The following is a 22,184-nucleotide window of genomic DNA, read 5'->3' on the forward strand; positions in this document are numbered from 1 at the left end:
GGGCCGCCGAGCGGGCGTGCGGGCGCCTCGCACCCCTTGTCCTCCCCTGACCCGACCCCTAGGGAACCCCGAGCCCCGAGCTCAGGCCTCGGGTGGAGAGAAGACGACCAGTACCCTCAGGTCCTCGCTGATGTGGTGGAACTTGTGGGCGACGCCGGCCGGTACGTACACCACGCTGCCCCGCGCCACCTGGGTGGTCTCCAGGCCGACCGTGATCGACGCGCGGCCGCTGACGACGAAGTACACCTCGTCCTGGTTGTGCGGCTTCTGCGGGTCGTGCTCGCCCGCGTCGAGGGCGTACAGGCCGACCGACATGTTCCGCTCCCGCAGGAACTGAAGGTAGGCCCCCTCGTTGGCGGCGCGCTCCGCCTCCAGTTCGTCCAGCCGGAATGCCTTCATCGCCTTGTCCGCCCTCGCCCCTGCTCGCCCTGGATCCGGTCTGCCACGATCAGACACATGAAGAATTTCGTAGTCAAGACGATCGCCAACGCGGCCGCTCTCGCCATCGCCGTCTGGCTGCTCGACAAGATCACTCTCACGGGTGACAGCACGGGCAAGAAGGCCGGCACTCTGATCGTCGTCGCGCTGATCTTCGGTCTGGTCAACTTCCTGGTCAAGCCGATCGTGAAGGTGCTCACCTTCCCGCTGTTCCTGCTGACGCTGGGGCTGATCACCCTGGTCGTCAATGCGCTGATGCTGCTGCTGACCTCATGGGTGTGCGGCAAGCTCGACCTGAGCTTCCACGTGGAGGGCTTCTGGACGGCCGTGCTCGGCGGACTGATCATCTCCGTCGTCTCCTGGGCGCTGAACCTCGTCCTGCCCGACGAGGACTGAGCTCGCCATGACCTACCGCGTCTGTTTCGTGTGCACCGGCAACATCTGCCGCTCCCCGATGGCCGAATCCGTCTTCCGCGCGCGCGTGGAGGAGGCGGGCCTGGAGGACCTGGTGGAGATCGACAGCGCCGGCACCGGCGACTGGCACGAGGGGGAAGCCGCCGACCCGCGCACCGTCACGGTCCTCGACGAGCACGGCTACCGCACCGAGCACGTCGCACGGCAGTTCCAGCCCGCCTGGTTCGGCCGACTCGACCTGGTGATCGCCCTGGACACCGGCCACCTCAAGGCCCTGCGCCGTCTCGCGCCCACCGAGGAGGACGCTCGCAAGGTCCGCCTGCTGCGCTCCTACGCCCGCCCCTCCTCCGACCGACGCGGCACGGCCGGCGCTCCCGAGGGCGCCTGCGACTACCTCGACGTGCCGGACCCGTACTACGGGGGCGCGGACGGCTTCCAGGGATGCCTTGAGATGGTGGAGGAGGCGAGCACCGGTCTGCTCGCCGCCGTACGGGAACAACTGGAGGGACGGATCGCATGAGCGAATCCACCAGGGGCGCGGACCACACCGGCGACGGCACACGCGCGGTACGGGCCGGACTGCCCGAGCCGGTCAAGCACGAGCCGACCCTGCCGGGGCCCGTGTTCGCCGCGCACTTCCACCTCCCGGGCGAGGTGACGGGGCCGTACTCCTACGGCCGTGACGACAACCCCACCTGGACCAACCTGGAGCGCGCCGTCGGCGAGCTGGAGGCACCGGGACGGGACGACGTCGAGACGCTGGTATTCGCATCGGGGATGGCCGCGATCTCGGCGGTGCTGTTCTCCCAGTTGCGCGCGGGCGACGCGGTCGTCCTGCCCTCCGACGGCTACCAGGTGCTGCCACTGGTCCGCGCCCAGCTGGAGGCCTACGGCGTCGAGGTGCGCACCGCACCCACGGGTGGAGACGCCCAGCTCGAGGTTCTCGACGGCGCCCGGCTGCTGTGGATCGAGTCGCCGTCGAATCCGGGGCTCGACGTGTGCGACATCCGGCGGCTGGTGGAGGCCGCGCATGCGCGGGGCGCCCTCGTCGCCGTCGACAACACGCTCGCCACCCCGCTCGGCCAGCGTCCGCTGGAACTGGGTGCCGACTTCTCCGTGGCCAGCGGTACCAAGCAGCTGACCGGTCACGGGGACGTCCTGCTGGGCTACGTCGCCGGGCGTGACGGTGAGGCGATGGCCGCCGTACGACGGTGGCGCAAGATCGTCGGAGCGATCGCCGGGCCGATGGAGGCCTGGCTCGCCCACCGCTCCATCGCCACGCTCCAGCTGCGCGTCGACCGGCAGAACACCACCGCGCTCGCGGTCGCCGAGGCCCTGCGGCACCGGCCCGAGGTCTCGGGGCTGCGCTATCCGGGGCTGCCCGACGACCCCTCGCACAAGGTCGCCTCGCAGCAGATGCGCCGCTACGGCTGCGTGGTCTCCTTCACGCTGCCCACGCGCGCGCGTGCCGAGCGGTTCCTGGAGGCGCTGCACCTGGTCGAGGACGCGACGAGCTTCGGCGGAGTGCGGTCCACGGCCGAGCGCCGCCGACGCTGGGGCGGGGACGCGGTTCCCGAGGGCTTCATCCGCATGTCCGTCGGCGCGGAGGACCCCGAGGACCTGGTGGCGGACGTGCTGCGCGCGCTCGACGAGTCGGCCGAGTGAGCCGGTTAACGACGGCAATCCCGGTCGGCAGACGGTCCGAGCCTCCCCCCTCGTGGCTCGGACCGTCCTCGGTTCTGCGCGCGAAGAACCGCGCGAACAAGGCTAGTTGACTCTCTGTCAGTGTCCAATCACGGTGGCGACAGAGACCTATCGACTTATTTATAGTTGGTGCCTGCCCGGGGGCCGGAAGAGGGCAGGGAAAGGGGGAGGGCGCGCCATGGACCTGGCCTTGCTGCGCACCTTCGTCACCGTGCACCGGGCCGGTTCCTTCACCCGCGCCGCGGCCCTGCTGGGCCTCTCCCAGCCGGCCGTCACCTCCCAGATCCGCACCCTGGAGCGGCAGCTGGGCAGTCCCCTGTTCCTGAGACAGGCCCGCGGGGTGACGCCCACGACCATCGGCGACGAACTCGCCCACAAGGCCGCGCCCCACCTCGACGCCCTGGTGGAGATAGCCGAGAGCGCCCCGGACGACGGATCCTCGTTACGAACGCTGCACCTCGTGGGCCCGCCGGAGTTCACCGCCGAGCGTGCCCTTCCCGCTCTGACCCGATTGACCGGCGAGGACGGCCAGGCCTTCGCGCTGCGCGCCTCCTTCGGCACCGCGGAGGAGGCGCTGGAAGGGCTCGCCGCCGGACACCACGACCTGGCCATCAGCACCGCCCGACCGCGCGGCGCCCTGCTGACCGCGACCCCGCTCTGCGACGAGGAGCACGTGCTGGTGGCCGCTCCCCGCTGGGCCGAGCGGATCCGACCCGGAGCCCTGCGCCTCAAGGGAGCAAAAGCCCTGGAGAACTTGCCCGTCGTGGAGGTCCACGAGTCGCTGCCGTTCGTCTCGCGCTACTGGGCCTCCGTCTTCGACTCCCGTCCGGCCGCCTCTGGCACGGTCATCGTTCCCGATCTGCGTGCCGTGCTCTCCTGCGCGATCTCGGGCGCGGGGCTCGCGGTACTGCCCCGCTATCTGAGCGCCTCCGCCCTGGACCGCGGCGAGATCACGACGCTGTACGAGCCCGCGGTGCCGCCGCTGCGCACCTACTTCCTGACCGCGCGCACCGGCACCCTCGGCATGCCGCACATCGCCCGGGCGCACGAATGGCTCCAGCGGGCGGCGACCGCCTGGTGCTGAGACAGCCGGACTGACTTCACGGCTCGCAGTCGAGCGGTGTCGAAGGCGTGATGTTTCACGTGGAACGAGCCGGGCCACATTCCCTCCATGACCGTCCGACCCGTGGTCAAGCGCACCGCCCGCGCCGTCCTGCTCGACGGTGACGACCTGATCCTGATCAAGCGCACCAAGCCCGGCGTCGATCCCTACTGGGTCACCCCCGGTGGCGGAGTGGAAGCCGCGGACCCGACCGTCGTCCACGCCCTGCACCGAGAGGTGTACGAGGAACTCGGCGCCAAGATCACCGACGTCGTGCCCTGCTTCGTGGACACCGTGGAGCACATCGGCGAGGACGGCGGCGCGACCGGTGTGAAGGTGCAGCACTTCTTCGTCTGCCGACTGGAGTCCATGGACCCGTCGCTGCGTCACGGCCCCGAAGTGGATGAACCTCTGGGCGAGTACGAGATCGTCCGTGTTCCCTTCACCCGGGTCGGCATTGCCTCCGTCCACCTCGTGCCGTTGTCCCTGCGGCACTACCTGGACGGCAATATCGAAGGCGTACGCGCCATGCACGCCCCCGACCTCGGATAGAACACACGGCCCGTCCCGGAGGCCACTACGGGCACGTGGCCCGTGGCCCACCGGTGTTTCACGTGAAACTCGTGCGCTCACCCAGGCCCGCGTGAATGGGCCATGACGTGGCCGAAAGCGTCCATGTCCGCATCGAAACAGGTGGACGTACGGGGGGCCGGTCGGACAGCCTGACCTGCGTGCCGACTCCTTCGCTCGCCGCCCTGCCCATCCGGCGTCTGACGCTCCACGATCTCCAAGCCTGCGCCGACTTGTCCGAGGACCGGGGGTGGCCACGTGAGGAACACAAGTGGGGCCTCCTGCTCACAGCCGGCAAGGGACACGGCATCGACGACCCCGATGGCGGCCTCGTCGCCGCGTGCGTCGTCACTGAGTACGGTTCCTGGGAGCGCTCGACCCTCGGCGCCATCGGCATGGTCCTCGTGGCCGGACGCCATGCCCGCCAGGGAGTCGGACGCCGTTTGATGCGGCATGTCGTGTCACTCATGGACACGACTCCGCTGACCCTGTACGCCACGCCTTTCGGGCGTCCGCTCTACGAGGAGCTGGGCTTCAAGGTCACGGGTCGGTCGGAGATGTTGAGGGGGCACTTCACTCCCGGCGGGCCGGAATGCCGAGTGGCGACACGGCCGGCCGTCGCCGAGGACCTGCCCTCGATCCTCCGGCTCGACGAGGAGGCGTTCGGCACCGACCGCACTCCCCTCATCACCCGTCTCCCCTCGTTCGCCGACCAGCTGCGCGTGGCCGAGGAGGACGGCAGGATCATCGGCTACACGGCCGCGTGGCCCAACATGGACACCCATGTCGTCGGTCCGCTGATCGCCCGGGACACGGAGACGGCCAAGGCCCTCATCGCCTCGCTCGCGGCCCACACACGCCGCCCCCTGCGCACCGACATCGACGTACGCCACGAGGAGCTGCTGACCTGGGCCAAAGCCCGGGGACTGGGCGCCGTGGCCGTCAACGCCGTCATGACCTACGGCATCACGGACCTGCCGGGGGACTGGCGGCGCCGGTTCGCGCCGCTGACGGTGGCCGCAGGCTGATCGTCGGCCCTCACTCGGGAGCGGGGCCGACGCTGCCGGACCGGAGGGGTCGGTCAGACGAGTGCCGCAACGGCCGCGGTGGCGAAACCGTGGTCCTGCTCGGGCGCACCGCCGCCGACACCGATCGCGCCGATCAGGCGGCCGTCCCGGTGGACGGGGAGACCGCCCGCGATGAAGAGCAGGGGCCGGTCGAGGGCGGTGGGCAGCGTGTGGAAGAGGCCGCCCGGCTGCACGGCGTCCACGAGGTCGGCGGTGGCCGCGTTGAGCTGGAGCGCCGTGTAGGCCTTGCGGGTGCTGGTCTCACCGGAGATCAGCACCGCCCGGTCGTCCCGACGGAAGGCGAGCAGGTTGCCGCCGGCGTCCAGGACGGTGACGCTGACTGTGACGCCGGCCTCTTCGGCCGCGCGTCGTGCCGTGGCGACGAGCAGGTCGGCGTCCTCGATGGTGAGCGGGGCGACGGTGATGGTGCTCATGTGGAGCGTTCTCCTTGTGCGGTGGTGCGTGAGGTGAGGTGATGTGGCACGGTCCGGTGCGCTCACGCCCCCGTGTTCCGTGCGACGGCCGGGTACGGACGCTCTGTCCGACGGCCCGGGGTGGGCTCAGTGGTGGACCGGGGTCCGCTGCCCGGCAGGCGCCTCCGAGGCGACCACCATGCCGCGCGTGCCGTCGCGGCGCTCGAGGGTGGCCGAGAGCACGGCCAGGACCAGGGCGCTCGCGGCGAGGGCGGCACCGACCCAGTTGGGCGCGGTATAGCCGAGGCCGGCCGCGATGACCATGCCGCCGAGCCAGGCGGAGAGGGCGTTGCCCAGGTTGAAGGCGCCGATGTTGACGGCCGACGCGAGCGTCGGGGCGCCGTGCGCCTGGTCGAGGACGCGCTTCTGCAGCGGCGGCACGGTCGCGAAGCCGAGGGCGCCGATCAGGGCGATGGTCACGGCGGCGGCGATCTTGTTGTGCGCGGTGAGAGTGAAGAGCGCGAGGACCACGGCCAGCGCGCCCAGGGAGACGTACAGCATGGGCATCAGCGCGCGGTCGGCGAACTTGCCGCCGATGAGGTTGCCGCCGACCATGCCGAGGCCGAACAGGACCAGCAGCCAGGTGACCGAGCCATCGGCGAAGCCCGCGATGTGCGTCATCATCGGCGCGATATAGGTGATGGCCGCGAAGACCCCGCCGAAGCCGAGGACGGTCATCGCCATGGCGAGCAGCACCTGGGCGTTCTTGAAGGCGGCCAGCTCATGACGCAGGTGTACGCCCTCCGGCCGCGGCAGGTCCGGCACCAGCCGGGCGATGCCCGCCAGGCCGACGACACCGAGGGCGGCGACGATGCCGAAGGTGACACGCCAGCCGACGCTCTGGCCGATCAGCGTGCCGAGCGGGACGCCGACGACATTGGCGACGGTCAGACCGGTGAACATCATGGCGATGGCTCCGGCCTTCTTGTCGGAAGCCACCAGTTCGGCCGCGACGACCGAGCCGATGCCGAAGAAGGCGCCATGGGCGAGAGACGCGATCACACGTCCGATCAGCATGACCGCGAAGGCCGGGGCCACCGCGGAGAGCAGGTTGCCGGCGATGAAGAGCCCCATGAGGAGCATCAGCATCCGCTTGCGCGGGACCTTGGTGCCGAGCACGGTCATCAACGGGGCGCCGATCACCACGCCGAGGGCGTACCCGGTCACGAGCAGGCCGGCCGTGGGGATGGAGACCCCGAAGTCACCCGCGACCTCGGGCAGCAAGCCCATGATCACGAACTCGGTCGTTCCGATTCCGAAGGCCCCGATCGCGAGGGCCAGAAGCGCGAGAGGCATGTGGGGGTACACCTTCCCAGACGATTGCAGGAGCGCTTTGCGTGCGTTCACAATAGTTGCAGACGCGGGCTACGTGCAAGCGCCGACTATTGCGGAAATGCTCTACCCTGGATCCAGCCGCTCCGGGACGGAGGAAGACGCCAATGACAGCGACGGACCCTGCGCTCACCGCCCTCGCCCAGGGCTGGTGCGCCCTCTCCCTGTTGCACGGGAGGATCGAGGCGCACATCGAGCGCGCTCTGCAGGCGAAGCACGACTTGAGCGTGCGCGAGTACTCCCTGCTCGACGTGCTCAGCCGCCAGCACGAGGGTGAGGGCGGCCATCTGCAGATGAAGCAGGTCGCCGACGCGGTCGTCCTCAGCCAGAGCGCCACAACTCGGCTGGTGACCCGCCTGGAGGACCGCGGTCTACTGGAGCGCTACCTGTGCCCCACCGACCGTCGCGGCATCTACACCAACGTCACGGAGGCGGGTCTGCGGCTGCTGAACGAGGCGCGGCCCACCAATGACGCCGCTCTCCGCGAAGCCCTGGACGAGGCGGCCAGAAATCCCGAGCTGGCCCCCCTGGTAAGGGTCGTGGAGTCCCTGAACGTGCCCGCATAGGGTTCGGGCATGGGAGATCTTGAGATACGCGGGGCAACCGCACCCGACCTGCCCGCGATCGTGGCCATGCTCGCCGACGATCCACTCGGAGCCCAGCGCGAGTCACCCGACGACCTGTCGCCGTACCTGTCAGCCCTGGAGCGGCTGACCGCGGACCCGAACCAGCGGCTCGTCGTCGCGGTGCGCGAGACCCGGGTCGTCGGCACGCTCCAGCTCACGATCATTCCCGGCCTCTCCCGCAGGGGAGCCACCCGCTCGATCATCGAGGGCGTTCGCATCCACGCCGACGAGCGGGGCAGCGGACTGGGTACGCAGCTCATCCAGTGGGCGATCGAGGAATCAAGGCGTCAGGACTGCCACTTGGTACAGCTGACCTCCGACAGCAGCCGTACCGACGCCCACCGCTTCTACGAGCGGCTCGGTTTCGCCGCCTCCCACGTCGGCTTCAAGCTCCAGCTGTGAAAAAGGCTGTTGGTGGTGTTTCACGTGAAACACCACCAACAGCCGCTTCGTTCAGTCAGTCCGCGATCCCCCGCCAGCCCGCCGGGTCCACTCCGCCGGGCACCCCGGCGCCGTCCTCGTAGGGCTGCCGTGTGAACACGAACGACCCGAGGTCCAGATGGCTCACGGAACCGTCCGGACGCCGCACGGCACGCAGGACCTCTCCCGCGTAGTAGCCCTCCAGTCCGGTCCAGGTGCCGTCACCGTTGGACCGAAAGCGCGCCCGACGCCCGGCGCCCGACATCGGCCCCAGGGAGACGAGGCCGTCCGCCGTCACGCGCAGGGCGAAGGCATGCGTTCCCCAGTACCACTGCCCTGCCAACTCCAGTACGACCGGGTCGGCTTCGCTCAGCGGGCGCCACGGAGCGGGAATCCGGGGTTCAGCCTCCGCGACGATGCGGACGAGATCGGCGCCCACCGCTGACACCACCGGGCCGGACGTGCAGTTGGTCAGCACCACGGCCGCCACCCCGTCCTCCACGCTGATGCTGAGGTTCGCGAGAAACCCCGGCAGCGAGCCGGAGTGCCCCACGATCAGCCGGCCGTCGCGCTGCTGAATCTGCATACCGAGGCCGTACGCGGCGCCGTCGACGACGTCCGAGGTCTCCGCCGGGGCGGCCGGTGTGCGCATCTCCCGGACCGATTCCGCGCTCAATATCCCGTCGTCTCCCCTGACCAGGAAGGCGGCGAAGCGCGCCAGATCGGCCGTGGTGGACCAGAGCTGTCCGGCCGGCGCCATCCGGCCCAGGTCCTCCAAAGGCTCGGGCAGCAGCGCGTCGGCCCACGGATGGACGGCCCAGCCTCCCGCGTGGGGCGCCTGCGGCTGGGCACTGGTACGGGTCAGCCCCAGGGGCTCCAGCACCTCCCTGCCGAGCACGTCCGTCCAGGCAGCGCCGCGCAGCCGCTCCACGAGGGCACCGAGCAGGGTGTAGCCGGGATTGGAGTAGTGGTGCCGCCGGCCGACGGGGTGCAGTACCGGCCGCTCTCCCAGGACGTCACTCAGCTCGGGACGCAGCGAACCGGGCGTCCGCTCCCACCAGGGTGCGGGTGACTCCGCCGCCAGCCCACTGGTGTGCGCGAGCAGTTGGGCGATGGTCGCCTCCCCCGCGCCGGTGCCCGGCAGATGCTTCTCCAGCGGGTCGTTGAGGTCGAGCAAACCCTCATCACGCAGTCGTAGCACCAGGACGGCGGTGAACGTCTTGGTGATCGAACCGATCCGGTACTGCACGTTCTCGTCCGGCGCGTGCCCGTCGACCGAGGATCGCGCGCCGTGCCACACGGTCCGCCCGTCCCGAACGACCGCGGCGACCAGCGAGGGTGTCCGCCCTTCGGTCTGAGCGACAGCGATGCGGTGCAGCAACGCCCGCCGCGTACCGGGGAGCAGCTCTTCCTGGGATGTCGTCATGCCCCCAGTTCAGCGGCTGTGCCGACACACGTCGAGTCCATTTCACCGGCCCCGCGCGTGACGGCCACGACCCTTCAGTAGACGGTCAGGTCTGGGCCATGTCCACGAAGCGTGAGTAGTGGCCCTGGAAGGCGACCGTGATCGTCGCCGTGGGGCCGTTTCGGTGCTTGGCCACGATCAGGTCGGCCTCACCCGCGCGCGGGGATTCCTTCTCGTACGCGTCCTCACGGTGCAGCAGGATGACCATGTCGGCGTCCTGCTCGATGGAGCCGGACTCACGCAGGTCGGAGACCATCGGCTTCTTGTCGGTGCGCTGCTCGGGGCCACGGTTGAGCTGGGAGAGCGCGATGACCGGGAGCTCCAGCTCCTTGGCGAGCAGCTTGAGGTTACGGGACATGTCCGATACCTCCTGCTGACGGCTCTCGGCGCGCTTGGAGCCGCCGGACTGCATCAACTGGAGGTAGTCGATGACCACCAGCTTCAGGTCGTTGCGCTGCTTCAGCCTTCGGCACTTCGCGCGGATCTCCATCATCGACAGGTTCGGGGAGTCGTCGATGTAGAGCGGGGCAGCGGACACGTCCGGCATACGCCGGGCGAGCCGGGTCCAGTCCTCGTCCGTCATCGTGCCGGACCGCATGTGGTGGAGGGCGACGCGGGCCTCCGCCGACAGCAGACGCATCGCGATCTCGTTGCGCCCCATCTCAAGGGAGAAGATGACGCTGGGGAGGTTGTTCTTGATCGAGGCGGCCCGGGCGAAGTCCAGCGCGAGAGTGGACTTACCCATGGCCGGACGGGCCGCGATGACGATCATCTGGCCCGGGTGCAGGCCGTTCGTCAGCGAATCGAAGTCCGTGAACCCGGTCGGTACACCGGTCATCTCGCCGCTGCGCGAGCCGATCGCCTCGATCTCGTCGAGGGCGCCCTCCATGATGTCCCCCAGCGGGAGGTAGTCCTCGCTGGTGCGCTGCTCGGTGACGGCGTAGATCTCGGCCTGGGCACGGTTGACGATCTCGTCCACGTCGTCGTCGGCCGCGTATCCCATCTGCGTGATGCGGGTACCGGCCTCGACCAGACGGCGCAGCACCGCGCGCTCGTGCACGATCTCGGCGTAGTACTCGGCGTTCGCCGCCGTCGGCACGGTCTGCACGAGGGTGTGCAGATACGACGCCCCGCCCACCTTGTTGATCTCGCCCCGTTTGGTGAGTTCGGCGGCGATGGTGATCGGGTCGGCCGGCTCGCCCTTGGCGTAGACGTCGAGGATCGCCTGGTAGATCGTCTCGTGCGCGGGCTTGTAGAAGTCGTGGCCCTTGAGGATCTCCACGACGTCGGCGATGGCGTCCTTGGACAGGAGCATGCCACCAAGAACGGACTGCTCGGCGTCCAGGTCCTGCGGGGGCAGCCGTTCGAAGGAGGAACCCCCGCCGTCCCAGCCACCGCTCTCCCGGCCCCGGTCGTGCTGTTCGTCACGACCCCGGCCACCGTCGCTCCGCCTACGGGAGGCCGGCAGACGATCGCTGGGCCCGGCCTCGGCCCACGGATCGTCCAAGGGCTCGGAAATGCTCACCGAGCCACCTCCTCCCGTCCGCACGGCGGACCTAGCCGTGCCCTCTGTTGTACGGCACGACACTGACAAATAAGAGGCCCAACTCCGGTTCGCGCGGGTCTGTTTTGTGAGGTTTCCCGGGTCGGAGGAAGGAGCGGGCGCCGGACAACGTTAGGCCTGTCGGCAGCGTCAGCCAATCTGGTTATCCACAGGCCATGTGGACGACGGCCCAGATGCTGTGGAGAACCTCCCCAAACCTGTGCACGACCCGGTGGACAGCCCTGTGAACAAGCCCTCCCTATGACACATGCCACCCCTTTGAGCTGCGGCTTTACCGTCCACCGGCTGTGCAGAAGAAAAACTTTCCCGGTCGGATCAAGATCACCCCGGCCGGTACGCACAGCCGCGCGACCCCCGACTGGCAGTAAGGGTCATTAGTCAATTGCATCTCTTACCTGTGGACGATTAGATTGGTGCTCATGACACAGGCTCCCGCGATCCCCAAGGCCACCCGCCGCCGGCACGACCAAGAGATCATCGCGCTGGCCGTCCCGGCCTTCGGTGCCCTCGTCGCCGAGCCGCTGTTCGTGATGGCCGACAGCGCGATCGTCGGCCACCTGGGGACCGCCCAGCTCGCGGGCCTGGGGGTGGCGTCGGCCCTCCTCACCACCGCGGTGAGCGTCTTCGTCTTCCTCGCGTACGCCACCACGGCCGCCGTGGCCCGGCGAGTCGGCGCCGGCGATCTTCAGGCGGCCATCCGCCAGGGCATGGACGGCATCTGGCTCGCGCTGCTCCTCGGGGCGGCGGTCATCGCCGCCGTCCTCCCCCTGGCCCCAGGCATCGTGGACCTGTTCGGCGCATCCGCCACCGCGGCGCCCTTCGCCACGACCTACCTGCGCATCTCCGCGCTCGGCATCCCGGCCATGCTGATCGTCCTGGCCGCCACCGGTGTGCTGCGCGGCCTGCAGGACACCAGGACACCTCTCTACGTCGCCATCGCGGGTTTCGTCGCCAACGCCGCGCTCAACGTGGGTCTCGTCTACGGCGCCGGACTCGGCATCGCCGGATCCGCCTGGGGCACCGTGAGCGCCCAGTGCGGCATGGCGGCGGCCTATCTGATCGTGGTGGTCCGTGGGGCCCGGCGGCACGGGGCTTCGCTGCGACCGGACGCGGCCGGTATCCGGGCCTCGGCGCAGGCCGGAGCCCCGCTGCTCGTCCGTACCCTGTCGCTGCGGGCGATCCTCATGATCGCCACAGCGGTCGCCGCACGCCTCGGCGACGCCGACATCGCCGCCCATCAGATCATCCTGTCCCTGTGGAGTCTGCTGGCCTTCGCCCTCGATGCGATCGCCATCGCCGGTCAGGCCATCATCGGCCGCTATCTCGGGGCGAACGATTCCGAGGGCGCCCGGTTGGCCTGCCGCCGCATGGTCCAGTGGGGCATCGCCACCGGCGCCGGGCTCGGGCTGCTCGTGGTGGCCGCCCGCCCCCTGTTCCTGCCGCTGTTCACCAGCGACTCAGTGGTCAAGGACGCGGCACTGCCCGCGCTGCTGATGGTGGCCGTTTCGCAGCCCATCTGCGGAATCGTGTTCATCCTGGACGGTGTCCTGATGGGCGCCGGCGACGGCCCGTATCTGGCCGGGGCCATGGTCGTGACCCTGGCCGTCTTCGCACCGGTGGCGCTGCTCGTCCCCGCGCTCGGCGGTGGCCTCACCGCCCTCTGGGCGGCCATGACCCTGATGATGACGGTCCGCATGATCACCCTGTGGCTGCGGACGCGCTCGGGCCGATGGGTCGTGACGGGCGCGACTCGCTGAGCGGGACCAGCCCGCTCACCTTGGCCCGGTTTCACGTGAAACAAGACCGCGCCCCAGCAGGCCACACCGCCATACGAAGAGGGGCCACCCCAGTGGGGTGGCCCCTCTCTCAGCTGTTCAAGCCGAGCGCGACGTTACGCCGCGACGACCTCGATGTTGACCTTGGCGGCAACCTCGGGGTGCAGACGCACGGACGTCTCGTGGGCGCCCAGGGTCTTGATCGGCGCACCCAGCTCGATACGGCGCTTGTCGACCTCGGGGCCACCGGAAGCCTTGATCGCGGAAGCGACGTCGGCCGGGGTGACGGAACCGAAGAGACGACCGGCGTCGCCGGAGCGGACGGCCAGACGGACCTTGACGCCCTCGAGCTGGGCCTTCACAGCGTTGGCCTGCTCGATGGTCTGGATCTCGTGGATCTTGCGAGCGCGACGGATCTGCTCGACGTCCTTCTCGCCACCCTTGGTCCAGCGGATAGCGAACTTCCGCGGGATCAGGTAGTTGCGAGCGTAACCGTCCTTGACGTCCACGACGTCGCCCGCGGCACCGAGGCCGGAAACCTCGTGGGTGAGGATGATCTTCATTAGTCGGTCACCCTTCCCTTAGCGCGCGGTGGACGTGTAGGGCAGCAGCGCCATCTCACGGCTGTTCTTGACGGCCGTGGCGACGTCACGCTGGTGCTGCGTGCAGTTGCCGGTCACGCGGCGGGCACGGATCTTGCCGCGGTCGGAAATGAACTTCCGCAGCATGTTCGTGTCCTTGTAGTCCACGTACGTGACCTTGTCCTTGCAGAAAGCGCAGACCTTCTTCTTAGGCTTGCGCACAGGCGGCTTCGCCATGGTGTTTCTCCTGTGTGATCAAGAAGTGGGAATACGAGCCCTAGAAGGGGGGCTCGTCCGAGTAGCCGCCACCGCCGCCGGAGCCACCGCCCCAGCCGCCGCCACCCTGGTTGCCACCGGCGGGAGCGCCGGTCGCCCACGGGTCGTCGGCAGGAGCGCCGCCCTGCTGGCCGCCCTGCTGGCCGCCACCGGGGCCGCCGCCCCAGCCGCCGCCACCCTGGCCGCCACCGCCGCCGTACCCGCCCTGGCCACCGCGGGCGCCACCGGAGGTCTTGGTGACCTTCGCCGTGGCGTTGCGCAGGCTGGCGCCGACTTCCTCGACGTCCAGTTCGTAGACCGTGCGCTTGACGCCCTCACGGTCCTCATAGGACCGCTGCTTCAGCCGGCCCTGCACGATGACGCGCATGCCTCGCTGGAGCGACTCGGCGACGTTCTCCGCCGCCTGACGCCAGACCGAGCAGGTCAGGAACAGGCTCTCGCCGTCCTTCCACTCGTTCGTCTGGCGGTCGAAGGTGCGGGGAGTGGACGCGACGCGGAACTTCGCGACCGCCGCACCGGACGGGGTGAAGCGCAGCTCGGGGTCGTCGACAAGATTGCCGACGACCGTGATGACGGTCTCGCCTGCCATGGGGAACCTCTCGGCGGGTTTGCTGCTGGCTGCTTGCTGCTACTCGAATCCCGAGATCAGCTGAGCGGGAGGCTCAGTGGGTCTCGGGACGGAGGACCTTGGTCCGGAGGACCGACTCGTTCAGGTTCATCTGGCGGTCGAGCTCCTTGACGACCGCAGGCTCGGCCTGCAGGTCGATGACCGAGTAGATGCCCTCGGGCTTCTTCTTGATCTCGTACGAGAGACGACGACGGCCCCAGGTGTCGACCTTCTCAACCTTGCCGCCGCCATCGCGGACGACGGACAGGAAGTTCTCGATCAGCGGGGAGACAGCGCGCTCCTCGAGATCGGGGTCGAGGATGACCATCACCTCGTAGTGACGCATGTGGAACCCACCTCCTTTGGACTCAGCGGCCACGGTCGTTCCGTGGCAGGAGGGTCGTGATGCGTACGCAACGGTATCGGCCGCCACTGACAATCGAAGGGCTTCCGCTGGGGATCCCGCAGTGCGGCCGCAGATATTTCTGGCAGGCCTGGGCAGACACCGGTGCAGACGGTACAGACTACCTGCACACCGGCTTCCGGTTGAAATCCGGCGGTGGGCACCGTCAGTCTGTACACATCGGGTGTGTATGGCGCTACCGTGCGCCGCGATCCGCAGGAGGTGCCCCATGGCACAGCAGGCATTGCAACCCAACACCGCCGGATCCCTCTTCGCCACGGACGGCAAGCCCCATCCGCTCCAGGACGCCCTCATGGCGGTGACGCTCGTCCTGGGCGTGCTGGCCTTCATCACGTCCTTCTTCTCCGGTCTGCATCTGATCGCTTCCTGGGCCGGCCTCGCGGGACTCGTGATCGGGGCTTACGGCCAGTGGATCTCGGTGACGACGCGTGAACGGTTCGGCCTGATCCTGGGCCTGGGCGCCTCCGGCGTCGGCTTCATGCTCGGTATGGCGAACGGCGGACTGTTCGGCGGGCTCGTCGGCTGAGCCGCCGGCCCTCCGACGACGCCCCGCTGAGCACCGCGCAGACGCCCCGGCAGGCGACAGGCCGGGGCGAAGGTGCCGTGTGCCCAGTCGGGGTGGTCGCAAGGCGCAGTAGGCTTCGGCGCGTGAGCCGGAGCCCCTGAACCCATGGGGACACACCAGCCCGAGGAGCGCCCCGACATGAGCCTGACCCTGAGGACCATCAGCCGCGAGCAACATCTGGCCTACATCCAGAGCCTGCCGTCGGCGAGCCACATGCAGGTCCCGGCGTGGGCCGACGTGAAGGCGGAGTGGCGCTCGGAGCACCTCGGCTGGTTCGACGAGCGCACCGGCGACATGGTCGGCGCGGGCCTGGTCCTGTACCGCCAGCTGCCCAAGATCAAGCGCTACCTCGCCTACCTCCCCGAGGGCCCGGTCATCAACTGGTTCGCGCCGAACCTGGACGACTGGATCCAGCCGATGCTGGCCCACCTCAAGCAGCAGGGCGCCTTCTCCGTGAAGATGGGCCCGCCGGTGATCATCCGCCGCTGGAACGCGGAGACGATCAAGAAGGGCATCCAGAGCCCGGACGTGAAGCGCCTGCGCGACATGGAGGCCGACTTCATCGAGCCGCGCGCCTTCGAGGTGGCCGACAAGCTGCGCCGCATGGGGTGGCAGCAGGGCGAGGACGGCGGCGCCGGCTTCGGCGACGTCCAGCCCCGCTACGTCTTCCAGGTGCCGCTGGCGAATCGTTCCCTGGAAGACGTGCACAAGAACTTCAACCAGCTGTGGCGCCGTAACATCAAGAAGGCCGAGAAGGCCGGTGTCGAGGTCGTCCAGGGCGGCTACCAGGACCTCGCCGAGTGGCAGCGGCTGTACGAGATCACGGCCGTACGCGACCACTTCCGGCCCCGCCCGCTGTCGTACTTCCAGCGCATGTGGACGGCCCTCAACACCGAGGACCCCAACCGCATGCGGCTGTACTTCGCCCGCCACAACGGCGTGAACCTGTCTGCCGCGACCATGCTGATCGTCGGCGGGCACGTCTGGTACTCCTACGGCGCCTCCGACAACATCGGCCGTGAGGTCCGGCCCTCGAACGCGATGCAGTGGCGGATGCTGCGCGACGCCTACGCGCTCGGCGCCACCGTCTACGACCTGCGCGGTATCTCGGACTCGCTGGACGAGACGGACCACCTGTTCGGCCTGATCCAGTTCAAGGTCGGCACCGGCGGCCAGGCCGCCGAGTACCTCGGCGAGTGGGACTTCCCGCTGAACAAGCTGCTCCACAAGGCGCTCGACATCTACATGTCGCGCCGCTGAGCGCGGGACGTTTGATTCCATAGCCTTCACAGCTCTCCACCCCACTGACACACGGCAGCCACGAGAAAGGGTCCGGGTCCGGCCATGGCGCTCACGCTCTACGTCGACACCGCGCGCTGGCGGGCGCACCACAAGCACGTGCAGGAGCAGTTCCCGGGCCTCGTCCCGGTCTGCAAGGGCAACGGCTACGGCTTCGGACACGAACGGCTGGCGGAGGAGGCCACCCGGCTCGGCTCGGACATCCTCGCCGTCGGCACCACGTACGAGGCCGCGCGCATCAAGGACTTCTTCGGCGGCGACCTGCTGGTGCTGACGCCGTACCGGCGGGGCGAGGAGCCCGTTCCGCTGCCGGACCGGGTGATCCGTTCGGTGTCGTCGGTCGACGGCGTGTACGGCCTCGTGGGCGCGCGCGTCGTCATCGAGGTGATGTCCTCGATGAAGCGGCACGGCATCAGTGAGCAGGACCTGCCGCAACTGCACTCCGCCATAGAGAACGTCCGGCTGGAGGGCTTCGCCATCCACCTGCCGTTGGACCGCACCGACGGCTCGGACGCCGTCGAGGAGGTCATCGGCTGGATGGACCGGCTCCGCGCGGCCCGGCTGCCGCTGCACACGATGTTCGTCAGCCATCTCAAGGCGGATGAACTCGCCCGGCTGCAGCAGCAGTTCCCGCAGACGCGGTTCCGCGCCCGCATCGGCACGCGGCTCTGGCTCGGGGACCACGACGCCACGGAGTACCGCGGCGCCGTCCTGGACGTCACCCGGGTGACCAAGGGCGACCGCTTCGGTTACCGGCAGCAGAAGGCGGCCTCGGACGGCTTCCTGGTGGTCGTGGCGGGCGGTACGTCGCACGGAGTGGGTCTGGAGGCCCCGAAGGCGCTGCACGGCGTCATGCCGCGCGCCAAGGGCGTCGCACGGGCCGGCCTGGCGACCGTGAACCGGAACCTCGCTCCGTTCGTCTGGGGCGGCAAGCAGCGCTGGTTCGCCGAGCCGCCGCACATGCAGGTGTCGATCCTCTTCGTGCCCTCGGACGCCCCCGAGCCGAAGGTGGGCGACGAGCTGGTGGCCCATCTGCGGCACACCACAACGCAGTTCGACCGGATCGTGGACCGTTAGTCCGGACGGCCGGACAGCACGGGCCCCGGACCGGGAAGGCCGTACACGCATCGCGCGTGTACGGCCTTCTTCCTGTGCGCCCAGGCGCTGGTTCGCTCAGAGCGAACGTTGCCCGTTCGGTGGCAGCCCGGGCCTTCCCCAGTCCACCTGAGGCCCGTCGAAGTGGGCGGCGTGGCGCGGCGGATGGGCCGCGGCGCCCAGCACGAAGACGTCCTCGGCGCCGTCGAGCACTCCGCCCGAGGGGTCGTCGTCACCGGACCGGCGCACCACGTCCCGCTCGGGCATCAGGATGTCCCGCACGACGACGGCGCACAGGTAGAGGGTGCCGAGCAGATGCACCGCGATCACCCAGTCGTATCCCAGCGTGGGCAGTCCCTTGTGAGCGTCCCCGCTGGTCGTGTAGGCGAGGTAGAACCAGATGCCCAGGAAGTACGCCACCTCGCAGGCCTGCCAGATCAGGAAGTCCCGCCACTTGGGCCGGGCGAGGACGGCCAGCGGCACCAGCCACAGGACGTACTGCGGGGAGTAGACCTTGTTGGTCAGGATGAAGACCGCGACGATCAGGAAGGCCAGCTGGGCGAAGCGCGGCCGGCGCGGGGCGGTGAGCGTCAGCGCGGCGATACCCAGCGAGCACAGGGCCACCAGCACGACGGCGGCGTTGTTCACGAAGTCGGTGGAGGGCGGGTTGCTCGAGTTCTGCGCCCAGATCAGCCAGAGCGACCCGAAGTCGACACCCCGGTCGTGGCTGAACGTGTAGAACTTCGACCATCCCTCGTAGGCGAAGAGCATCACCGGCAGGTTCACCACCAGCCAGGCGACGGCCGCGCCGCCCACGGCCTGGAAGAACTCCCGCCACTTGCCGGCCCGCCAGCACAGCACCAGCAGGGGGCCGAGCAACAGGACCGGGTAGAGCTTGGCGGCGGTGGCGAGTCCCAGGAGAACGCCGAAGGCCAGTGGGCGGCCCCTCGACCACATCAGCATCGCGGCGGCCGTCAGGGCCACCGCGAGCAGGTCCCAGTTGATGGTGGCGGTCAGGGCGGCCGCAGGCGCCAGAGCGACCAGCAGACCGTCCCAGGGGCGCCGGGCATGGGTGCGGGTCACGCAGACGGCGACGACGGCCGCGCAGGCCATCAGCATTCCTGCGTTGACGAACCAGTACCACTGCTCCTGGTGCTGGATGTCGCCGCTGCCCGGGGTGAGCCAGGCGGCCACCTCCATGAACACGCCGGTCAGCACCGGGTACTCGAGGTAGTCCATATCGCCCGGGAGCCGGTCGAAGTACGGCACCAGCCCGTCGGCGAACCCGCGTCCCTGATAGAGGTGGGGGATGTCCGAGTAACAGGCGTGGGTGTACTGCGAACTCGCGCCGAAGAACCAGGCGCTCTGGTAGCAGGGCGCCTTCTGCACCAGGCCGAGGGCGAACATGCCGATCGCCACGAGCACGATGACCCGTAGCGGGGTCCACCAGGTCGTCCCGAGCAGGGCGCGCCGGCCGATCGGTCCGCCGATCAGCTCGCTCCCCGCTGCGGCGACCTCGTCCTCACGGGTCGGCCGCACCGGTTCTGCGCCGACGGGCCGTACGGGCTCGGGCTCGTGCACGCCCGCGGGCGTCATCTCTGCACTGGGCATGGGGCACATCCTGCCGTACCAGTCTGGGAATACGCCGGGGGCCGCCGCACCTGGTGGTGCGACGGCCCCATGTTTCACGTGAAACGCGCTCGGCGGGCGAAATGACCACCAATCGGTCAGACCGGCGAGCTAGCCGTTCTGGCCCGAGAAGAGGCCTCCATTGCCATTGCCTCTGGTGCTGCCGGTCCCGCTCGTGTCCGTGACCGTGGGCGTGGGCGTCGTTCCTCCGTCCGTCCCGCCCGTGTCCGTGCCACCGTTGCTGCCGTTGCAGTTGTTGCCCCAGCCCCACTGGCAGGTCTCGCTGGCCGAGGGGGAGGGGGACGGGGACGTCAGGCTCGGCGACGGGCTGGGCGAGTCGCTCGGCGTCTGGCTCGGCGTGATGGTGACCGACGGGGTCGGCGAGGGCGCGCCGGCTTCGTCATGAACCTTGCCGATCTTGATCGCGTCCGGGAAGCCCGGGTCGTTCGCGTTCTTCAGCGCGGCCTTCATGTACTCGGTCCACACCTGCGTCGGGATGTCACCACCGTGGATGGAGTCCTTGCCCGCGGTGCCGTTCATGGAAAGCAGCTTGTGGTTCTTGGGGTTCTCCCGGAACATCGCCACCGAGGTCGACAGCTGCTGGGTGTAGCCGACGAACCAGGCGGACTTGTTCTTGTCGGTGGTACCGGTCTTGCCCGCCGCCGTACGGCCGAGGGCCTTGGCGTTCTGAGCCGTACCGTTCTGGATGACGTTCTGCAGGACGTCCGTGACGTTGTTGGCGATGTTGGACTCCATCGCCTGCTTGACCTTGGGCCGCTCGAAGCCGGGCTGGTCCACGCCGTCCTTCTTGACGGCGGTCACCGAGTACGGATCCGCCTGCTTGCCGGACGCGGCGAAGGTCGCGTAGGCGTCGGCCATGCGGATCGCGCTGGGGGTGGAGGTACCGATGGCGAACGACGGGTTGAGGTCCACCGACATGCTCTGGTCGAGGATGCCGGCCGAGCGGGCGACGTCGCGGACGTGCGACATGCCGACATCGACGCCGAGCTGCACGAACGGCGTGTTGATGGACTGCTCCATCGCCTTGCGCAGGGTGATGTAACCCCACGGGTGAGGACTCTCGTTCTTCTGGAAGAAGAACGAGTTGTCCTTGTTGAGGTAGTACGACCCGTCGGGCTTCTTCACCTTGAGGTGGTCGTTGCCGTTGTACTTGCTCAGCGGCGAGATCCCCTCGCCATCGGAGTCGTACGTGCCGTACTGCATGGCCGCGGCCAGCACGAACGGCTTCCACGTCGAACCGACGGGGACACCCTGGGTGTCGGCGTTGTTCGTGAAGTGGCCGTTCTCGTAGCCGTCACCGCCGTAGAGGGCGACGATCGCCCCACTGTCGGGGACCACCGACGCCGCGCCGAACTGGACGTACTTGTCGAGTTCGCGCTTCGGGTTGAGCCGTTCCTTCTGGATCTTCTTCACGGCGGCACTCAGAGCGTTGACCTTGTCCTTCTTGAAGGTCGTGTAGATCTGGTATCCGCCCCGGTCGAACGCCTGCTCAGAGATGTTCGAGTGGTTCAGGACGTACTTCTTCGCCGTGTCGGCCAGGTAGCTGATCTGGCCGGTCATGCCCTTGGTCGCCTTGCGGTCCTGCGGCATGGGGTACTTCTTGATGGCTTCCTGGTACTGGGCGTCGGTGAGGTGCTTGTCCTTGTGCATCTCGCCGAGGATCCAGGACCACCGCTCCTCCGACCGCTTGCGGTTGGCACTGGCCGTCGCCGACTTGTCGAGGCTCTCGTTGCCCGCCGGGTCGTAGTACGTGGCGCCCTTGAGCAGCGCGGCGAGGAAGGCGCACTCGCTGGGCTTGAGCTCGACGGCGTCCTTGTTGTAGTAGGTCCGCGCGGCGGCCTGGATGCCATAGGCGCCACGGCCGTAGTACGAGGTGTTGAGGTAGCCCTGGAGGATCTGCGGCTTCTTGAGCTTCGTCCCCACCTTGATGGAGATGAACATCTCCTTGAACTTACGGGTGACCGTCTGGTCCTGGCTGAGGTACGTGTTCTTGACGTACTGCTGGGTGATCGTCGAACCACCCTGCGTCTGACCGCCTCGCGCCATGTTGGCCAGGGCGCGCGCGATACCCATGGGGTCGACGCCCGAGTCCTGGTAGAAGCTCTTGTTCTCCGCCGAGATCACCGCGTACTGCATGGCCTCGGGGATCTTGTCGATGGTGACGTTCTGACGGTTCACACCGGTGCCCGTCGCGACCATCTGCGACCCGTCGGCCCAGTAGTAGACGTTGTTCTGGGACTTGGCCGCGTCGTTCTCATTGGGGATGGAGACCATGGCGTAGCCCACGCCGACCATGGCCACAAGGCTGCCGACGAGGCCGATGAACAGCCCGGTGAAGAGCTTCCAGGAAGGCACCCAGCGGTGCCACCCGTCCTTGTTGTGGCGCGGGTAGTCGATGAAACGCTTCTTGGCAGGCGCTACCGCACGGCCTCTGCCACGTCCGGGGCCGGTCGGTTCGGCGCCCCTGCGCCGGCCGCCGCCTCTCTGCGCCGCCCGGCGGGCCTCGGCCCGGCCGCCGTAGGGGCGCTCCTCACCCCCTGAGCCATAGGACTCCGACCCATAGGAACTGGACCCATAGGAGTCGGCAGAGGGCCCGGTGGCGCCTCGCGGTGCCGCGCGGTGGCCGGAGGCCGGGCCGGACTGGCCGCGTCGGCCCGCGGCACGCCCGCCTCCCTGCGGCTGCGGCGGTTTGCGACGGTGCTCGCTCATCGAACGACTACTCCTCGGGCAGGCGCAC

At 68.9% G+C, this 22,184-nt stretch carries 23 protein-coding genes; 12 read left to right on the forward strand and 11 right to left on the reverse strand.

The genetic code is table 11. The annotated features are described in order from the left end of the window. Positions 1–81: 81 nt before the first annotated feature. The gene (locus ACZ6B1_RS18095; protein WP_389451950.1) at positions 82–399 is read right to left on the reverse strand and encodes a cupin domain-containing protein; all 318 of its coding nucleotides are present in this window, start codon (positions 397–399) and stop codon (positions 82–84) included. Positions 400–456: 57 nt separating this feature from the next. Here ACZ6B1_RS18095 and ACZ6B1_RS18100 point away from each other — a divergent pair, with 57 nt between their 5' ends. The 6 genes from ACZ6B1_RS18100 to ACZ6B1_RS18125 all read left to right on the forward strand — a co-directional run bounded on the left by ACZ6B1_RS18100 (position 457) and on the right by ACZ6B1_RS18125 (position 5,256). After that, on the forward strand, positions 457–834 hold the full coding sequence (locus ACZ6B1_RS18100) for a phage holin family protein (protein WP_351661667.1): 378 nt from the start codon (positions 457–459) through the stop codon (positions 832–834). A 7-nt stretch (positions 835–841) separates the two neighbouring features. After that, positions 842–1,372 carry a low molecular weight protein-tyrosine-phosphatase gene (locus ACZ6B1_RS18105; RefSeq protein ID WP_468779469.1) on the forward strand — a complete coding sequence of 177 codons (531 nt, stop codon included), beginning with the start codon at positions 842–844 and terminating at the stop codon, positions 1,370–1,372. Continuing rightward, positions 1,369–2,517, forward strand: a complete 1,149-nt coding sequence (locus ACZ6B1_RS18110) for a cystathionine gamma-lyase (RefSeq protein WP_468779471.1) — start codon at positions 1,369–1,371, stop codon at positions 2,515–2,517. Before ACZ6B1_RS18105 ends, ACZ6B1_RS18110 begins: the two co-directional genes overlap by 4 nt. Before the next feature lie 217 nt (positions 2,518–2,734). Then, positions 2,735–3,640: a LysR family transcriptional regulator gene (locus ACZ6B1_RS18115; protein WP_468779473.1), complete on the forward strand. Its 906-nt coding sequence runs from the start codon at positions 2,735–2,737 to the stop codon at positions 3,638–3,640. An 87-nt stretch (positions 3,641–3,727) separates the two neighbouring features. Continuing rightward, the gene (locus ACZ6B1_RS18120) at positions 3,728–4,210 is read left to right on the forward strand and encodes an NUDIX domain-containing protein (RefSeq protein WP_468779475.1); all 483 of its coding nucleotides are present in this window, start codon (positions 3,728–3,730) and stop codon (positions 4,208–4,210) included. 179 nt (positions 4,211–4,389) lie between these two features. Continuing rightward, a complete protein-coding gene (locus ACZ6B1_RS18125; protein WP_468779477.1) occupies positions 4,390–5,256 on the forward strand; it encodes a GNAT family N-acetyltransferase in 867 nt (288 codons plus the stop codon). A gap of 53 nt (positions 5,257–5,309) precedes the next feature. On the opposite strand, the gene ACZ6B1_RS18130 is transcribed toward ACZ6B1_RS18125, so the two are convergent. Further along, complete coding sequence (locus ACZ6B1_RS18130) at positions 5,310–5,729, reverse strand: GlcG/HbpS family heme-binding protein (RefSeq protein WP_468779479.1); 420 nt, start codon at positions 5,727–5,729, stop codon at positions 5,310–5,312. A gap of 126 nt (positions 5,730–5,855) precedes the next feature. Next, positions 5,856–7,064, reverse strand: coding sequence for an MFS transporter (locus tag ACZ6B1_RS18135; RefSeq protein WP_468779481.1), 1,209 nt, complete (start codon positions 7,062–7,064; stop codon positions 5,856–5,858). Between the two features lie 143 nt (positions 7,065–7,207). Between ACZ6B1_RS18135 and ACZ6B1_RS18140 the strand changes: the two genes are divergently transcribed. Together ACZ6B1_RS18140 and ACZ6B1_RS18145 are read left to right on the forward strand one after the other, a co-directional pair. Next, entirely contained in the window at positions 7,208–7,666 is a 459-nt protein-coding gene (locus ACZ6B1_RS18140) for a MarR family winged helix-turn-helix transcriptional regulator (RefSeq protein ID WP_468779483.1), read from the forward strand. A 9-nt stretch (positions 7,667–7,675) separates the two neighbouring features. Further along, positions 7,676–8,128, forward strand: a complete 453-nt coding sequence (locus tag ACZ6B1_RS18145) for a GNAT family N-acetyltransferase (protein ID WP_468779485.1) — start codon at positions 7,676–7,678, stop codon at positions 8,126–8,128. A gap of 55 nt (positions 8,129–8,183) precedes the next feature. Here the strand turns inward: ACZ6B1_RS18145 and ACZ6B1_RS18150 are convergent, their stop codons facing one another. Together ACZ6B1_RS18150 and dnaB are read right to left on the reverse strand one after the other, a co-directional pair. Further along, a complete protein-coding gene (locus ACZ6B1_RS18150) occupies positions 8,184–9,572 on the reverse strand; it encodes a serine hydrolase domain-containing protein (protein WP_468779487.1) in 1,389 nt (462 codons plus the stop codon). An 85-nt stretch (positions 9,573–9,657) separates the two neighbouring features. After that, a complete protein-coding gene (gene dnaB, locus ACZ6B1_RS18155; protein ID WP_390053801.1) occupies positions 9,658–11,136 on the reverse strand; it encodes a replicative DNA helicase in 1,479 nt (492 codons plus the stop codon). 458 nt (positions 11,137–11,594) lie between these two features. Here dnaB and ACZ6B1_RS18160 point away from each other — a divergent pair, with 458 nt between their 5' ends. Beyond that, the gene (locus ACZ6B1_RS18160) at positions 11,595–12,932 is read left to right on the forward strand and encodes an MATE family efflux transporter (RefSeq protein ID WP_468779489.1); all 1,338 of its coding nucleotides are present in this window, start codon (positions 11,595–11,597) and stop codon (positions 12,930–12,932) included. Between the two features lie 134 nt (positions 12,933–13,066). Here ACZ6B1_RS18160 and rplI read toward each other — a convergent pair whose 3' ends face one another. From rplI to rpsF, 4 genes are all read right to left on the reverse strand, one after another. Continuing rightward, positions 13,067–13,513: a 50S ribosomal protein L9 gene (rplI, locus tag ACZ6B1_RS18165; RefSeq protein WP_143630260.1), complete on the reverse strand. Its 447-nt coding sequence runs from the start codon at positions 13,511–13,513 to the stop codon at positions 13,067–13,069. Positions 13,514–13,531: 18 nt separating this feature from the next. Then, positions 13,532–13,768 (reverse strand): 30S ribosomal protein S18, encoded by a 237-nt coding sequence (rpsR, locus tag ACZ6B1_RS18170; RefSeq protein ID WP_003949403.1) that lies wholly within the window; start codon positions 13,766–13,768, stop codon positions 13,532–13,534. Between the two features lie 40 nt (positions 13,769–13,808). After that, positions 13,809–14,396, reverse strand: a complete 588-nt coding sequence (locus tag ACZ6B1_RS18175) for a single-stranded DNA-binding protein (RefSeq protein ID WP_468779491.1) — start codon at positions 14,394–14,396, stop codon at positions 13,809–13,811. 73 nt (positions 14,397–14,469) lie between these two features. Then, positions 14,470–14,760 carry a 30S ribosomal protein S6 gene (gene rpsF / locus ACZ6B1_RS18180; RefSeq protein WP_004985983.1) on the reverse strand — a complete coding sequence of 97 codons (291 nt, stop codon included), beginning with the start codon at positions 14,758–14,760 and terminating at the stop codon, positions 14,470–14,472. A 286-nt stretch (positions 14,761–15,046) separates the two neighbouring features. Here rpsF and ACZ6B1_RS18185 point away from each other — a divergent pair, with 286 nt between their 5' ends. The 3 genes from ACZ6B1_RS18185 to ACZ6B1_RS18195 all read left to right on the forward strand — a co-directional run bounded on the left by ACZ6B1_RS18185 (position 15,047) and on the right by ACZ6B1_RS18195 (position 17,779). Then, complete coding sequence (locus ACZ6B1_RS18185; RefSeq protein ID WP_468779492.1) at positions 15,047–15,364, forward strand: hypothetical protein; 318 nt, start codon at positions 15,047–15,049, stop codon at positions 15,362–15,364. A 177-nt stretch (positions 15,365–15,541) separates the two neighbouring features. Then, complete coding sequence (locus tag ACZ6B1_RS18190) at positions 15,542–16,663, forward strand: lipid II:glycine glycyltransferase FemX (protein ID WP_351661714.1); 1,122 nt, start codon at positions 15,542–15,544, stop codon at positions 16,661–16,663. Positions 16,664–16,747: 84 nt separating this feature from the next. Beyond that, positions 16,748–17,779, forward strand: a complete 1,032-nt coding sequence (locus tag ACZ6B1_RS18195; protein WP_468779494.1) for an alanine racemase — start codon at positions 16,748–16,750, stop codon at positions 17,777–17,779. 96 nt (positions 17,780–17,875) lie between these two features. Here ACZ6B1_RS18195 and ACZ6B1_RS18200 read toward each other — a convergent pair whose 3' ends face one another. Both ACZ6B1_RS18200 and ACZ6B1_RS18205 read right to left on the reverse strand, forming a co-directional pair. Next, a complete protein-coding gene (locus tag ACZ6B1_RS18200; protein ID WP_468779496.1) occupies positions 17,876–19,408 on the reverse strand; it encodes a glycosyltransferase family 87 protein in 1,533 nt (510 codons plus the stop codon). Positions 19,409–19,537: 129 nt separating this feature from the next. Beyond that, the gene (locus ACZ6B1_RS18205; protein WP_468779498.1) at positions 19,538–21,802 is read right to left on the reverse strand and encodes a transglycosylase domain-containing protein; all 2,265 of its coding nucleotides are present in this window, start codon (positions 21,800–21,802) and stop codon (positions 19,538–19,540) included. Between the last annotated feature and the right edge of the window lie 382 nt (positions 21,803–22,184).

It is taken from the genome of Streptomyces sp. NPDC041129, assembly GCF_055592265.1.